Annotated in this window: 14 protein-coding genes; 4 read left to right on the top strand and 10 right to left on the bottom strand. The window is 72.6% G+C overall.

Annotated features, from left to right (window positions below):
• Nucleotides 1-31: 31 nt before the first annotated feature.
• The 5 genes from ACFQGL_RS08805 to ACFQGL_RS08785 form a co-directional block, all read right to left on the bottom strand.
• Entirely contained in the window at nucleotides 32-646 is a 615-nt protein-coding gene (locus ACFQGL_RS08805; RefSeq protein ID WP_377508140.1) for a hypothetical protein, read from the bottom strand.
• Between the two features lie 82 nt (nucleotides 647-728).
• Complete coding sequence (locus tag ACFQGL_RS08800) at nucleotides 729-1496, bottom strand: TetR/AcrR family transcriptional regulator (RefSeq protein WP_377508137.1); 768 nt, start codon at nucleotides 1494-1496, stop codon at nucleotides 729-731.
• Nucleotides 1497-1551: 55 nt separating this feature from the next.
• Complete coding sequence (locus ACFQGL_RS08795; RefSeq protein WP_377508134.1) at nucleotides 1552-1929, bottom strand: hypothetical protein; 378 nt, start codon at nucleotides 1927-1929, stop codon at nucleotides 1552-1554.
• Nucleotides 1930-2082: 153 nt separating this feature from the next.
• A complete protein-coding gene (locus tag ACFQGL_RS08790) occupies nucleotides 2083-3714 on the bottom strand; it encodes an MFS transporter (protein ID WP_377508131.1) in 1632 nt (543 codons plus the stop codon).
• Nucleotides 3708-4403, bottom strand: a complete 696-nt coding sequence (locus ACFQGL_RS08785) for an SDR family NAD(P)-dependent oxidoreductase (RefSeq protein ID WP_377508128.1) — start codon at nucleotides 4401-4403, stop codon at nucleotides 3708-3710. The genes ACFQGL_RS08790 and ACFQGL_RS08785 overlap by 7 nt, the downstream gene beginning before the upstream one ends.
• A 183-nt stretch (nucleotides 4404-4586) precedes the next feature.
• Here ACFQGL_RS08785 and ACFQGL_RS08780 point away from each other — a divergent pair, with 183 nt between their 5' ends.
• The 3 genes from ACFQGL_RS08780 to ACFQGL_RS08770 all read left to right on the top strand — a co-directional run bounded on the left by ACFQGL_RS08780 (nucleotide 4587) and on the right by ACFQGL_RS08770 (nucleotide 7695).
• Nucleotides 4587-5882, top strand: a complete 1296-nt coding sequence (locus ACFQGL_RS08780) for a sensor histidine kinase (protein ID WP_377508125.1) — start codon at nucleotides 4587-4589, stop codon at nucleotides 5880-5882.
• On the top strand, nucleotides 5870-6535 hold the full coding sequence (locus ACFQGL_RS08775) for a response regulator transcription factor (RefSeq protein WP_377508122.1): 666 nt from the start codon (nucleotides 5870-5872) through the stop codon (nucleotides 6533-6535). Before ACFQGL_RS08780 ends, ACFQGL_RS08775 begins: the two co-directional genes overlap by 13 nt.
• Before the next feature lie 98 nt (nucleotides 6536-6633).
• On the top strand, nucleotides 6634-7695 hold the full coding sequence (locus ACFQGL_RS08770) for a Gfo/Idh/MocA family oxidoreductase (RefSeq protein WP_377508119.1): 1062 nt from the start codon (nucleotides 6634-6636) through the stop codon (nucleotides 7693-7695).
• Between the two features lie 18 nt (nucleotides 7696-7713).
• Here the strand turns inward: ACFQGL_RS08770 and ACFQGL_RS08765 are convergent, their stop codons facing one another.
• The 3 genes from ACFQGL_RS08765 to ACFQGL_RS08755 form a co-directional block, all read right to left on the bottom strand.
• Nucleotides 7714-7920: a hypothetical protein gene (locus ACFQGL_RS08765; protein ID WP_377508116.1), complete on the bottom strand. Its 207-nt coding sequence runs from the start codon at nucleotides 7918-7920 to the stop codon at nucleotides 7714-7716.
• A gap of 187 nt (nucleotides 7921-8107) precedes the next feature.
• A complete protein-coding gene (locus tag ACFQGL_RS08760; protein WP_252419515.1) occupies nucleotides 8108-8326 on the bottom strand; it encodes a hypothetical protein in 219 nt (72 codons plus the stop codon).
• Nucleotides 8327-8528: 202 nt separating this feature from the next.
• Nucleotides 8529-9623: an NYN domain-containing protein gene (locus tag ACFQGL_RS08755; RefSeq protein WP_377508112.1), complete on the bottom strand. Its 1095-nt coding sequence runs from the start codon at nucleotides 9621-9623 to the stop codon at nucleotides 8529-8531.
• 219 nt (nucleotides 9624-9842) lie between these two features.
• Between ACFQGL_RS08755 and ACFQGL_RS08750 the strand changes: the two genes are divergently transcribed.
• Complete coding sequence (locus ACFQGL_RS08750) at nucleotides 9843-11879, top strand: glycosyl hydrolase family 28-related protein (protein WP_377508109.1); 2037 nt, start codon at nucleotides 9843-9845, stop codon at nucleotides 11877-11879.
• Nucleotides 11880-11945: 66 nt separating this feature from the next.
• On the opposite strand, the gene ACFQGL_RS08745 is transcribed toward ACFQGL_RS08750, so the two are convergent.
• A complete protein-coding gene (locus tag ACFQGL_RS08745) occupies nucleotides 11946-12581 on the bottom strand; it encodes a CG0192-related protein (RefSeq protein ID WP_377508106.1) in 636 nt (211 codons plus the stop codon).
• A 73-nt stretch (nucleotides 12582-12654) separates the two neighbouring features.
• On the bottom strand, nucleotides 12655-13734 hold the full coding sequence (locus tag ACFQGL_RS08740; RefSeq protein WP_377508103.1) for a cellulose binding domain-containing protein: 1080 nt from the start codon (nucleotides 13732-13734) through the stop codon (nucleotides 12655-12657).
• Nucleotides 13735-13741 lie beyond the last annotated feature (7 nt).

The raw sequence follows: 13741 nt of genomic DNA, 5'->3' as shown, positions 1-13741 counted from the left end.
TCGTCGCGCGGGGTTGGTGGTGCCGGGGTGGTCAGCGCCGGGGGGAGCCGACGAAGGTGGCGAGGCCGGCCGCCACGAAGCCGGCCCGCTGCGCCTCCCGCAACTGCTCGTCCGGCGTACGCCGAGGCGACGACGGGAGGCCGGCGAGGCGGGTCGGCCGGACGCCATAGACGGCCAGCACCTGCGGGGCCGAGCGGGCCGCCGACGTCCACCCCTCGGGGACCTCGCCGACGCCGACCGCGAACACCTGGCCGGTCGGGTCGCTCAGGCACAGGCCGACGTCGACCGGCCGCACCGACCAACCCCGGGTGTTGCTCGGCAATGCGCTGTCGGTCCAGCGGGGCAGGCCGAGCAGCACCGCGGCCTCGACGTGCACCTCCCGGAGTCGACCGTCCGCGCCGGGCTGCACCGACTGGCCGTCCGGCTCGAACCAGGCCACCGGAGGGCCACCCGGCCGGGCGGCGGCGTCGGCGAGCCGGGGCAGACCGGGGTGGCCATCCAGGTAAACCCGCAGGTGGGCGGGCCGATCGGCACCGCCGTCGTCGGCCAGCACCAGCGTCCAGGCTTCCTCGATCAGGTCCTCGGTGGACCGTGCCGAAGCGCGTCGGCGCGGACGAGACTCGGCATTGCCTACTGACCACATCACGACAAGTAAAATATCCGACACCATGCGTGATGGTCTACCGGACGCGCCGGACCCGCTGGGCGCGCTACCACCGGCCGACGGGTCAGCCGGCCGCCGCCCGCTCGGCGATCACCACCGAGATGCCGTCGAGGACACGTTGCAGGCCGAACTCGAAGGCGTACTCCGGCCCGTACGCGGCACCGTGCTGCTGGCCGGCCGCGGTGCCGACCCGGGCGGCGGTCGGGTAGCTGTCGGCATCCATGAACCTCTCCAGCCAGGGAGCGTGCGACTGCCACCACTGGCCGTCGGTCATGCCGGTCTCCCGCTCCAGGTCGACCACCTCGGACGCGGCGCGCGCGGCGCTCTTCACGTGCCCGAGGACGAGGGTGAGCACCGCGTCCATCTCCACGTCGGTGAGCCCGATGTCGGCGACCGCGGACAGCTCGTGGTCGTACTTGGCCAGCAGATGGGGGCCGAGCACCGGACGGGTCGTCTCGGCCCGCAGCATCCACGGATGCCGCTGGTAGAGCGCGAGATTGTCCCGGGCGATCCGCTCCAGCCGGGCCCGCCAGTCTCCCGCGACGGCGGGGCGTGGCATCTCGCCGTACACCGTGTCGATCATGACGTCGACCAGCTCGGCCTTGCCCGGCACGTAGGTGTAGACCGACATGGTGCCGACGCCCAGCGCCGTACCAACCCGGCGCATGGTCAGCGCGTCCAGACCCTCGGCGTCGGCGATGGCGACGGCGGCCCGCACGATCCGGTCGACGCTGAGACCCGGCCCCGCGCTGCGGCTGGTCGGCTCCCGGGTACGCCAGAGAATGGCCAGGCTGCGAGCCGGGTCTGCGGTCGCCTTGCGCTCACTCGCCATGGTCCGGCCAGCGTAGCAACGCGGCCGTACGCCGCACCCCGCGCGCCGTGGGCGGTCAGTCGGCCACCGCGGCGATCGACCGCAGCCAGCGGTAGCCCGCGCCGAGCGTGGCCGCGAAGGCGATCACCACGGCGTACGACCAGGCGTCCCCGCCTCCGGTCAGGTCGCCGAAGCGGTGTGCCAGGAAGCCGACGAACGTGGCCATCGCCAACCCGGTCACCGCGACGACCGCGCGCAGATCGGCCACCACCGCCGCGTACGCCCCGGCGGCGACACACATCACGAGCGTCCGGGCCGGCAGTTCCGCCGGGGTGAACAGCGCTGCCGCGATCAACGCCGCGACGATCACCACCACCCAACCGAACGCCACGCTCACCCCGGTCGGCGTCGACCTGCCGACCGCCACGGTCTCCTGCCCCTGATCGACAGCCACAGCACGCCTCCGGCGAGGGCGGTGGCCCGTACCTCGGGCTCGCCACCGACCATCGCACCGCACCGGCAGGGGCTCCGGCGCGGCCTTTCACGCGTCCGCTACGCCGACGGGCGCGATTGTGACGCCGCGTTCACGCGGGCGGCCCGGACCGCATCACACGGCCTCGCGATCGTCGTTCAGCGCCGGGCCGGCGGCCGCCGGCACCAGGTGACGTATCTGGGGTTCGCCGTCGGTCAGCTGTCGGGCCCGCTCCTCGGCCTGCCAGTCCTCGCCCGTCAACCGGCCGCCGTGCTGCCGCAGGTGCTCGTCCCAGGACGGCACCAGGTACACCTCGATGAACCGGTCCGTCGTCTCGGCCGGCCGGAACAGCCCCCAGCGCATCGCGCCGGTCCGCTGGCGGGCTCCGCGCACCAGGTCCATCGCCGACAGGAACTGCTGCGCCCGCTCCGGCCGGACGGTGTACTGCACCGTGACCAGCACCGGCCCCACCCCCGGATCCGGCTCGTGCGCCAGGTGCAGCTCCGAGTAGGTGACCGGCTCCCGGTTCACCACCGCCAGCTCCGGCAGCGGCCAGATCCGACTGGTCAGGGTGCCGACCAGCATCAACGCCGCCGCCGCGAGAAACGCGGGGACCAGCCCGGCCAGGTCGGCCACCAGACCCCAGGCGAACGCGCCGACCGCCTGCCCGCCGGCGAAGAACACCTGGTAGACCGCCAGCCCCCGGGCGCGTACCCAGGCGGGCAGGTAGAGCTGCATCTCGGCGTTGACGTTGGCCAGCACGGTCACCCAGGCCAGCCCGGCAGGCAGCAGGGCGAGGAGCACCAGCGGCACCACCCGTACCGTGGCGACCACGGTCAGCGCGACGGTGAACAGCACCCCGGAGATGAACAGGAGCTGGTTGGCCGACAGCCGGTTGCGGATCACGGCCAGCAGCAGCCCGCCCGCGACGGCACCCACCCCGAGGGCGGCCAGCAGCAGCCCGTACCCACCGGAGCCGAGCCCGAGCCGCCGGTTGGCCACCAGCGGCAGCAACGCCCAGAGCGCGCTGGCCGGGATCACGAAGACCAGCGCACGGCGCAACAGCCGGCGGACGGTCGGTGAGTGCCGTACGTAGCGGCTGCCGGCACGGAGCGCGGCGGTGAACCGCTCGGGCACCTCGACCGCGCGGGCGTTGCTGGGCCGCCAACGCACCAACGCGTACGTGAAGATCAGGAACGCCACCGCGTTGAACGCGAAAACCGGGGCCACCCCGATCCGGGCGATCAGCACACCGGCCACCGCGGGCCCGACCGCCCGCGCCACGTTCACGCTGATCGAGCCGAGCGCGGACGCGGCCCGCAGTTGGTCCTGCGGCACCAGCTCCGGGATCACCGCCGCCCAGGCCGGCAGGGTCAACGCCTGCCCGACCCCGAACGCGAAGGTGAGCGTGAGCAGCAGCGCCGGCGGCATCCGGTTGGTCAGGGTGAGCAGGGTCAGCGCCAGGGCCACCGCGACCAGGAACAGCTGCACCGAGATCAGCAGGTGCCGACGGTCGAAACTGTCCGCCAGCACCCCGGCGGGCAGAGCCAGCAGCAGCACCGGCAGCAGGCTGGCGGTCTGAACCAGGGCGACCAGGGTGGAGGCGTTGGAGTGGTGGATCAGCAGCCACTGCGCGCCGACGGTCTGCATCCAGGTGCCGACGTTGGCGGCGAGCAGGGCCAGCCAGAGGTTGCGGTAGACGGCGGTACGCAGCGGCGCCCATGCCGAGGCCGGACGGTTGGCGGGTCCGGCTGCCGCCGTCACCACCGCCCGTCCGCGCGGAGCACGCGCTCGCCGGAGACGTAGAGATCGTCGGGTTCGAGCAGCAGCAGTCGGACGACCTCGGTGGCGACCTGCTCGGGCATGGCGAACACCTTGTCCAGGAACTCGGCCCCGACCCGTTCCTGCAGGCGGGTCGGCATCGGCCCCGGATGCAGCTGCATCACCTTGATCCGGTTGCTGTGCTGAGCCTCCGCCAGTGACTCGACGAGGCTGCTGCCGTAGCTCTTGGTCGCCCGGTACACCGGGATGCCGGGCCGGGGGGCCGCCAGCGCCAGCGCTCCGATGTACACCACGTTCCCGTGGCCCTGCCGGCGCAGATGCTCCAGCGCCTCGCGGAGCAGGTACGTGGTGCCCAGCACGTTGATCTCGATGGCCCGCCGGATGTGCTCCACGGCGAGGTCCGCCAGGTCTCCGCCCGCCCACATCGACGCGCAGTCGGTCACTCCGTCAATCGTCCCGTAGCGCTGCACCACCTCGGCGAACGCGTCGCGGACCTGCTCGTAGGAGGAGACATCACAGAGCGCCCCGGCGCAGCCCAGCTGGTCGGTCGTGGCGGCGACCTCGGCCGCCACGTTGCCGAACACCACGACCTGGTGCTCGTTGACCAGGAGCCGGGCCACCGCGAGGCCGAGCCCGCTGGTACCGCCGACCACCACGAAGGTTTTGGCACCCATGTTTCTCCAGCCGCCGACAGCGCAGGTCACGGCGTTTCGCGTGACGGCGCGTTCTTCCCGTTTCCGGCCGCTCCACACCCGATCCGCGCGAGCACCCACGGCGCGGGGTAGGGCTGGGCATACCCCGGGAAGTGGATCTGAACGGCTGGGTCGGCCCACACGTCGGCGATTAGCGTCTGCGGTATGAAGCCGGAACACCCCCGTCACCTCGCCGAGGCGCTGCGCCGCCGCGGCTGGCTGCTCTCCTTCTGGCCCTGGCGCGCGCTGGTCTACCTGGTCAGTACCGTGCCGATCGCCGGGGTGCTCTCCGTCGGGCTGCTCATCGTCGGCGCGCCCCTGCTGGCGGCCGTCAACGCGATGACCCTGCACGGCCGGCGGCCGGAGCTCCCTCTCGTGCTGTTCCTGGCCGTCGGCAGCCTCACCATGTTGGCGCTCGCGCCGATCGTCACGGTCCCGCTGGCGGCCGTCGAGCGCTGGCGACTCGGCCTGGTGGACAACCGTCCGCTGCCACCCCCGCCGCCGTGGCCGGGACTGGTCGCCCGCTACCGCTCCGGATCCGCCTGGCGCGAGGTGGCGTACGCCTTCTGGCTGGGCGGGTTCGTGCCGATCGCGTACTGGGTGCTGCTGCTGCTGGTGCTGCTCGACCTCGGGATGGTCACCAGCCCCTGGCTGGCCGGAGCCGCCGACCAACCCGTCGTGATCTGGCGAACGGTGCACGGCCCCGGCGAGGCCATCCCGTACGCGATCGTGGGGGTGCTGCTCATCCCGGTGCTCTGTTACGCGGCCGGGCTGCTGGCCGCCCTCCAGGGCGCCGTGGCCCGGTGGCTGCTGACCCGTCCGGCCGACGCGGCGGCGCTGCGCGAGGTCGCCCGGTCCCGGACCCGGCTGGTGAGCGCGTACGAGGCGGAACGACGGCGGATCGAACGCGACGTGCACGACGGCGCGCAGCCCCGACTGACCAGCCTCACCCTCCAGCTCGGCCTGGCCCGGCTGGACGTACCCGAGGACTCCCCCGCGGCCCGTCCCCTGGCCGTCGCCCACGACCAGGCCCGGGGCCTGATGGTGATGCTCCGGCAACTGGTGCACGGGATCCGGCCGCAGAGTCTCACCGATCTCGGCCTGGCCGGCGCGGTACGCGAGCTGGCCGACGCGGCGACCGTCCCGGTGACCGTCCGTGCCGAGATCGACGGGGAGCTGCCGGAGATCGTGGAGACCACGGCCTACTTCGTGGTGTCCGAGGCGCTCGGCAACGTGGCCCGGCACGCCGGGGCGACCCGGGCCGAGGTGCGTCTCTCCCGGTCCGGCGGGACTCTCGTGGTGGAGGTGTCCGACGACGGGCAGGGCGGCGCCGACCCGGCCCGGGGCACCGGCCTGACCGGCCTCGCCGACCGGGTCGCCGCCGTGGACGGCCGACTGCTGCTGGCCAGCCCACCCGGCGGGCCCACCCGGGTCCGGGTGGAGCTACCGTGCCGTCCGTGACCCGTGTGGTGCTCGCCGAGGACGAGGTGCTGCTGCGTGAGGGACTGGTCGCGCTGCTGACCCGCTTCGACTTCGCGGTGTGCGCCGCCGTCGGCTCCGCGCCGGAGCTGCTGGACGCGGCCCGGACGCACCAGCCGGACCTGGTGCTGACCGACATCCGGATGCCACTCGGCCGGCGGGACGACGGCCTCCGCGCCGCCGTCGCGTTGCGCGCCGAGCGGCCCCACCTCCCGGTGGTGGTACTCAGCCAGTACGTGCAGACCGGGTACGCGGCGGCGCTGCTGGACAGCGGCGACGGCCAGCGGGTGGGTTACCTGCTCAAGGACCGGGTCGCCGAGGTCACCGAGTTCGTCGACACGCTGCGCCGGGTCACCGCTGGCGGCACCGCCATCGACCCGGACGTGGTCCGGCAACTCCTGCACCGCCCACGCGACCCGCTCGCCGCCCTCTCCGTCCGGGAACGCGAGGTCCTGGCGCTGCTGGCCGAGGGCCGGTCGAACGCGTCGATCGCCGCCCGCCTGTACGTCACCGAGGCGGCGGTCGGCAAGCACGTCGGCAACATCCTGTTGAAGCTCGACCTGCCGCCCAGCGACGACACCAACCGCAGGGTGCTCGCGGTGCTCACCTATCTGCGTGCCGAACCGGCCAGCTGACCAGCACCGGGCCCGACTCGGGCGGCACCGGCCGGGGCGTAGATTCGATCAACGGGACCTTCGCCACCAGGGCACGGGCCGACAGACGGAGGTACGGCATGGCGGAGGCGCTGCGGATCGGTCTGCTGGGCTACGGGCTGGCCGGTCGGGTGTTCCACGCACCGCTGATCGCCGCGACGCCCGGCCTACGGCTGGACACCGTCCTGACCCGTGATCCGCAGCGGCGCGAGCAGGCCCGGCAGCAGTTCCCGGACGTCCGCCTGGTCGACGACGCCGACGAGCTGTGGCGTACGCCCGATGCGCTGGACCTGGTCGTGGTAGCGACGCCGAACCGGCAGCACGTGCCGATGGCCCGGGCGGCGCTTGCCGCCGGCCTGCCGGTCGTCGTGGACAAGCCGCTGGCCGTGACCTCGGCCGAGGGCCGCGCGCTGATCGACGAGGCGACCGAGCGTGGGGTGCCGCTCACGGTGTTCCAGAACCGGCGCTGGGACGGTGACTTCCGGACGGTCCGTCGGCTCGTCGACGAGGGCGAACTGGGCCGGGTGCTCCGCTTCGAGTCCCGGTTCGAGCGGTGGCGTCCGCAGATCAAGGCGGGTTGGCGGGAGAGCGACCGACCGGGCGAGGCCGGCGGCGCCCTGTACGACCTGGGTGCCCACCTCATCGACCAGGCGGTGCAGCTGTTCGGGCCGGTCGAGCGGATCTACGCGGAGGTGGACCGCCGCCGGCCGGACGCCCTGGTCGACGACGACGCGTTCGTGGCGTTGACGCATGCCAACGGGGTCCACTCGCATCTGTGGATGAGCGCGCTGACCGCGCAGCTCGGGCCGCGACTGCGGGTGCTGGGCGACCGGGCCGCCTACACCAGCTACGGGCTGGACGTGCAGGAGGCGGCACTGCACGACGGCGGCCGGCCGGATCAGCCGGGCTGGGGCGAGGTCCCACCGGAGCGGTACGGCCACCTCGGCGTCGACGGTGACCTGCGGCCGGTACGCACCGAGCCCGGCTCGTACCAGAGCTTCTACGCGCAGGTGGCGGCGGCGCTGCGGAACGGCGGGCCGATGCCGGTGGATCCGCGGGACTCGGTCGCCACCGTCGAGTTGATCGAGCTGGCGCACCGTTCGGCGGTCGAGGGCGTGGTGCTGCCGGTAACGACCGCCTGAGCGGCGTCGACGCCGCCCCTAATCGGGGTCCTGCTCGGTGGGGGCGTCGTCCGGCTCGCGGGCCTTCTGGTCGGTGTCCTGCTCGCTGGGGGCGTCGTCCGGTGCCCGGGCGTCCTCGTCGGTCAACGCGTCGTCGGGCCGGCCGGTGAGCGTACCGAGCTGGCGCTGAGCCTCCCGCACCTCTTCGTCGAGCTTACGGCGCTGCTCGTCGGGACCCTGCGACATCGGCGACCTCCATCGGGCACGAACCTGCCCGATCTGGGTACCCCGCCTGACGCGTGGGACACGGACGCCACGGAACCGCCACTTGATCAAGGAGTCGGTCGCGCCGCGGGTGGAGCTGAGCGCCGGGCCGGCCGGTTACCGCGCCGGGCTGTGCCCAGGAGCGTCGCCGGCCCGGCCCGGTGCCGGATCAGCGCTTCAGTTCGCGCCAGGAAGGGTGGGTACCGCGCCAGGCGTCGGCGAGGATGGCCGCCGAGGCCCTGCTGGGGCACTGCTGCACCCGCTCACGGCCCGACGCCCCACCAATCTGGGCGCGAACCTCCCACCCCTGCCCGTCAGTACGGATGTACACGTCCCGACGCCCGCGCGGGGTCGTGTCACCGTTCCACCAGTGCTCCTCCACCATCATTCGCCGACCGTATAGCAATTTCCCGACAAGGGGTACGGCGCAGCTGGGCCTCAACCGGGGTGATAATCGCAAATCAGACACACTTCGGACCGGCCGGTTGAGAAGGAGGAACCTCCGGGGCGATTCCTCCCCGTCCTGAGCGACCGGTCAGCGACGGATCGCCTCGGACCGCCGGCCCCGCCCGGACGCCGGAGCCCGGCGCTCACCCCTGCGCGGCGAGCAGGTAGTCGTCGGCTTCCGGGCTCCACCGCAGGTCGACCACGCCAGCGGTGGCGGCGGCCTTGCAGAACTGGAGGAAGCTGCGGTAGCCGAGCTTCTTCTCGCTGAAGTCGGGCCGGGCCCGGCGCAACTGGTTCTTCAGCCCGGACAGCGCCACCGGGTTGCCACCGCTGCCGAGATCCGCCACGACGCCACGGAGCAGACCGAAGGCCACCTCCCGGTCGCCGTGCTCGGGCAGCGAGACCTCGGGGTCGCCCTTCGCGGGCCCCTCGGCCAACTCGATCACGTTGTGCCCGGCGAGGTGGCGCAGCAGCTCGCCGAAGGTGCGGAACCCGTAGTCGGACTCGCTGAAGGTCGGGTCCTTGCGCAGCAGGGTGCGCTTGAGCCGGGAGGCGGTCACCTCGCCGCTCGCGCTGCCCTGCAACCCGGCGACCGTCTGCGCCACCTGCACGGCCAGGGCGTCCACGTCCCGGCCGGGCTCCTCGCCGGCCGGCCGCCCCTCCTCCGGCTCGGGCTCCTGCTCCCGCTCCGGCTCGGGCGGACGCTGGTCCGGCCCGGGCTGTCGCACCGGACGGCCCCGCCGTGCGCGGGTCGGCGGGATGTCCACGCCCTCCAGCCGGTCGTAGTAGAGGAACTCGTCACACGCCGGCGGAAGCAGCCCCGAGGTGGACCCCTCGACCCCGACACCGATGACCCGCTTGTTGAGCTCGCGGAGCTTGTGCACCAGCGGGGTGAAGTCGCTGTCACCGCTACAGATCACGAAGGTGGAGATGTAGTCGCGTTCGAAGGCCAGCTCGATGGCGTCCACGGCCATCTTGATGTCGGCCGCGTTCTTGCGCGAGGCGCCCATCCGCTGCGGGATCTCGATCAGCTCGACGTGCGAGCGGGTGAGCATCCGGCGGTCCTCGTCGAAGTAGGACCAGTCGGCGTACGCACGGCGCACCACCACCCGCCCCCGCTCGGCCAACGCGTCCGCGATGGGCCGGAAGTCGAAGGCCGCTCCGCCGCGGTGGTCTCGGGCCCCCAGCGCGAGGTTCTCGTAGTCCAGGAACAGGGCGATCCGGTCTTCTTGATCCACGCGGATCAGCCTACGCCCGGCTCGGACCAGGCACGGGTAGGCGACACACGCCATCTCGACACGACAGCCGTTCAGTTCTTGCGGACTGTTTGTCGTTTCTTTTCGTTGTTCGATTGGTGTCTTGCAGCTCGGTGTTCGGTGCTGCATCATGCAGATCAATGTCAGGCGTCGGGGAGCGCCCGGCGGACCTCCCACCACCACCACCGAGGAGTGTCACCGATGTTTCGGAGCATCATGCCGGCGCGGGGGCGTCCAGGCCGGACGGTCGCCATCGCAGTCACCTTCACGACCGCCCTCACCACATTGGTCTCCGGGCCCGCAATGGCCGCCGCAGGCCCACCCGCACCCGCCGGAGCGGCCCCGGTGGTGACCCGGGCCGCCCTCGACCCGGCGCTGGTCGCCGGGCGTGGCGCCGACGTCGACTTCGTCGAACAGGAGGCGGAGAACGCCCGTACCACCGGCGAGATCATCGGCCCCGACCGGTCCGCGTACACGCTGCCCGCGGAGGCCTCCGGCCGACGGGCGGTCCGACTCACCCCCGGGCAGTACGTGGAGTTCGTCCTGCCCAGCGCGGCGAACGCGATCACCGTGCGGTACAGCATCCCGGACGCGCCGCAGGGCGGCGGGATCACCGCCCCGCTGCAGGTCGGGGTCAACGGCAAGCACCTGCGCAGCATGACGCTGACCTCGCAGTACTCGTGGCTCTACAACCAGTACCCGTTCTCCAACGACCCCCAGGCCGGGCTGCTGCACCCGGACTGGTGGATCACCGAGTGCGCGTGCGTACCGTCGGCCACCACCCCGTACCCGACCATCAGTACCCCGTTCCGGCCCACCCACTTCTACGACGAGCAGCGGCTCCTGCTCGGGCGCACCTACCGGGCCGGTGACCGCGTCCGGCTGACCGCGCCGCCCGGCAGCGCCGCCGCCTGGACCGTCATCGACCTGCTCGACTCCGAGTTGGTCGCGCCGCCGCACGTCCGGCTGCTCGCGGCGAACGTGCTGGCCTTCGGCGCCGACCCCACCGGCCGGCGGGACTCCGCCGCCGCGCTGGACAAGGCCATCGCCTTCGCCAAGCGCGCCCACCTGAAGGTCTACATCCCGCCGGGCACCTACCAGGTGAACCGGCACATCATCGTCGACGACGTCACCATCGAGGGCGCCGGCAGCTGGTACACCATCATCAAGGGTCGCGAGGTCACCCTCCCGACGCCGGCACCGGACGGCTCGGTGCACACCGGCGTCGGCTTCTACGGCAAGGACGCCGCCGACGGTGGCAGCAGCAACGTGCACCTGTCCGGCTTCGCCATCGAGGGCGACGTGCGCGAGCGTATCGACACCGACCAGGTAAACGGGATCGGCGGGGCGCTGAGCAACTCGACCATCGACGGGCTCCACCTGCGGCACACCAAGGTGGGCCTCTGGTTCGACGGGCCGATGACGAACCTGCGCGTCACCAACAACATCATCGTCGACCAGATCGCGGACGCGCTGAACTTCCACATCGGTGTCACCGACTCGGTCGTCGCGCACAACTTCGTCCGCAACACCGGTGACGACGGCCTGGCGATGTGGTCGGAGACGACGGCGAACGCGCGCAACACGTTCGACCACAACACCGTTCAGTCGCCGACGCTGGCCAATGGCATCGCCATCTACGGCGGTACGGACAACACCGTCTCCAACAACCTCATCGCCGACCCGGTACGCGAGGGCAGCGGCATCCACGCCGGCTCACGCTTCGGCGCGGAGCCGTTCGCCGGGCACCTGTGGATCACCAACAACACCACCGCCCGCGCCGGCACGTACGAGCTGAACTGGAACATCGGGCTGGGAGCGATCTGGCTCTTCGCCCTGGACCGGAGCATCGACGCGCGCATCGAGGTGACCGGCGACGCGTACCTGGACAGCACCTACAACGCGATCATGCTGGTCAGCGACTGGCCGGTGAAGGATCTCTACTCGATCACCAACGTGCACTTCAAGGACATCCGGGTCGACGGCACCGGCACCTCGGTGGTCAGCGCCCGCGCGGCCGGGTCCGCCACGTTCGCCAACGTGGACGCCCGCAACGTGGGGGCCGTCGGCGTCAACAACTGCGGCTCGTTCCACTTCACTCCGGCCGGCTCGGAGTTCGCGTTGACCGACCTCGGCGGCAACGACGGCGGCTGGCTGGCGCCGTGGCTGCTGCCGAACACGATCACCTGCGACGACCGGCCGCCGGTGTCGCCGCCCCCGCCACCGGCACAGTGGTGAGTTGAGCACGGCGGGCGGCCCGACCAGTCGGGCCGCCCGCCGCCGCTTGTCGCACGAACCCGCAGGTCAGATCACTCGGGCGTACGCCAGCGGCACGGTCGTCGGCTGGCCGTCCCAGGTGCCGCCCAGGGTGGCCCCGGCGGACCCGGCAACTTCTCCGCCCGGCCGGCGCAGAACGACCAGCTCGACGGAGTCGGTGACGATGAGCGTCGGGTCCTCGTCGGACACCCGCCGCACGGCCCCGATCGCGGGCACCTCGGCATCCGCCGAGCCGGTGCCGGTGATCGTCATCGACGGCGCACGCCGTTCGTGGCGGCCGTCGACCTCGAAGTACTGCTCGGCCTGGCCGGCGTCGGCGAGGATCGCGTGGGCCAGCGCCGCCGCGTACACCGGGTCGGCGCAGCCGTCGTACACCCAGCGCGGGCCGAGCACCGAATGCTCGGTGGTGCCGACCAGCCAGTCGTCGGCGCCGTCGAGGGGCGCGGCGCGGTAGGTGAGCGGGACCTGGTGGACCGGCCCGTCGGCGACGCCGACCAGGATCGTCTCGATGCCGACCTCGCCGGCCGGATCGTCGAAGCGGTAGGCGCCCCGGCTCACCACCTCGACGCCGGCCGGCCCCTCGTACCACCCTCGGCTGGGGAGCCAGGCCGCCAGCAGCTCAAGTTTCGTGGGGCGCAGCGTCGCCCGGTGCAGCAGTGCCATGCCGGCAGCCTAGGGACGGACAACCGGCGGTCTGCCCTCGGGTCACCCGTGCCCGGTCAGGCTGTCCCGCTGGTCACAGGCCGGCGCACGGGCTGCCACCCACCGTGCAACCCTCCGGCTCCCTGGCCTTCGGCCGACTGTCGCGCACGTCGAAGCGGAACGTCTGCGACTTGCCCGCCGGCACGGCGGACCCGGTGAAGGTGATCTGCTGCCCGTCCTGCCGCCACTCGGCGTCGTCGACGTCGTCGATGCTGCTGCCCTCGGCGAGGGTAACCACCACGGTCCACGCCGCGGGTGCGGTGCCCGGGTTGTCGACCACCACCTCGCCGGTGTAGCCGAACAGTCGGGTGGAGTCGGTGTCGTAGCGGGCGACCAGGGGCGTCGGCGGTGGCGGAGCCGAGGTGGGGGTACGCGACGGCTTCGCCGACGGGGTCCGGCTGGGGCGGGCGCTCGCCGACGCGGCGGTCCGCGAGGGACGCGCCGAGGGCGTCGCCTTCGGGGTGCCGGTGGGTCCGGCGGACGTCCCGGTCCGCAGTGGCTGTGCCGCCGGGGCCGGCGGGGCGGCGTGCTTCGGCTCGCTCGACAGGGTGGCCCAGGCAACCAGCCCGCCCGCCAGCACGGCCACGGCCAGCAATCCGACCAGCACGCGGCGACGGCGGCGGGCCCGGGCCGGGCCGAAGGCGCTGATCACCGGCAGTTCGGCCGTCAGGCTGCCCTCCCCGCGACGCAGGTCGACCTGCTGGAAGGCGAGCCAGTCGAGGATGGCCGGCAACCGCACGGTCAGCGCCTGGCGGAGCTGCTGCTCGCGCAGGTCGCGCTGCTCGGCCGACCAGTAGCCGTGCGTGGTGACCTCCCGTACGACCAGCCGGCAACCCTGCTGGGTGGCGGTGATGGCACAGGTCAGCTCGGTCAGCCGGCCGGCCTCGTCGCAGCGCAGCTCGATCAGTTCCGGCACCCGCCGCTCGGTCACCTCGACCTCGACGGCGGCGTCGAAGCCGGGCAGCTCCGCCGTCTTCAGCACCAGCCGGTCCGGTACGCCCGCCACCATCTCGGCCTCGGCGAACCACCGCCCGAGCAGCTCACGATCCGTCAAAGCCAGCCAGACCCGGTCGGCCGGGTGGGACAGGTCGACCTGTGCGCCGATCTCGATCACGGCGAGA

This window comes from Micromonospora vulcania (assembly GCF_042658605.1).
Classification (GTDB): Bacteria; Actinomycetota; Actinomycetes; order Mycobacteriales; family Micromonosporaceae; genus Micromonospora; species Micromonospora vulcania.
This window is presented reverse-complemented; position numbering and strand designations above follow the sequence as displayed.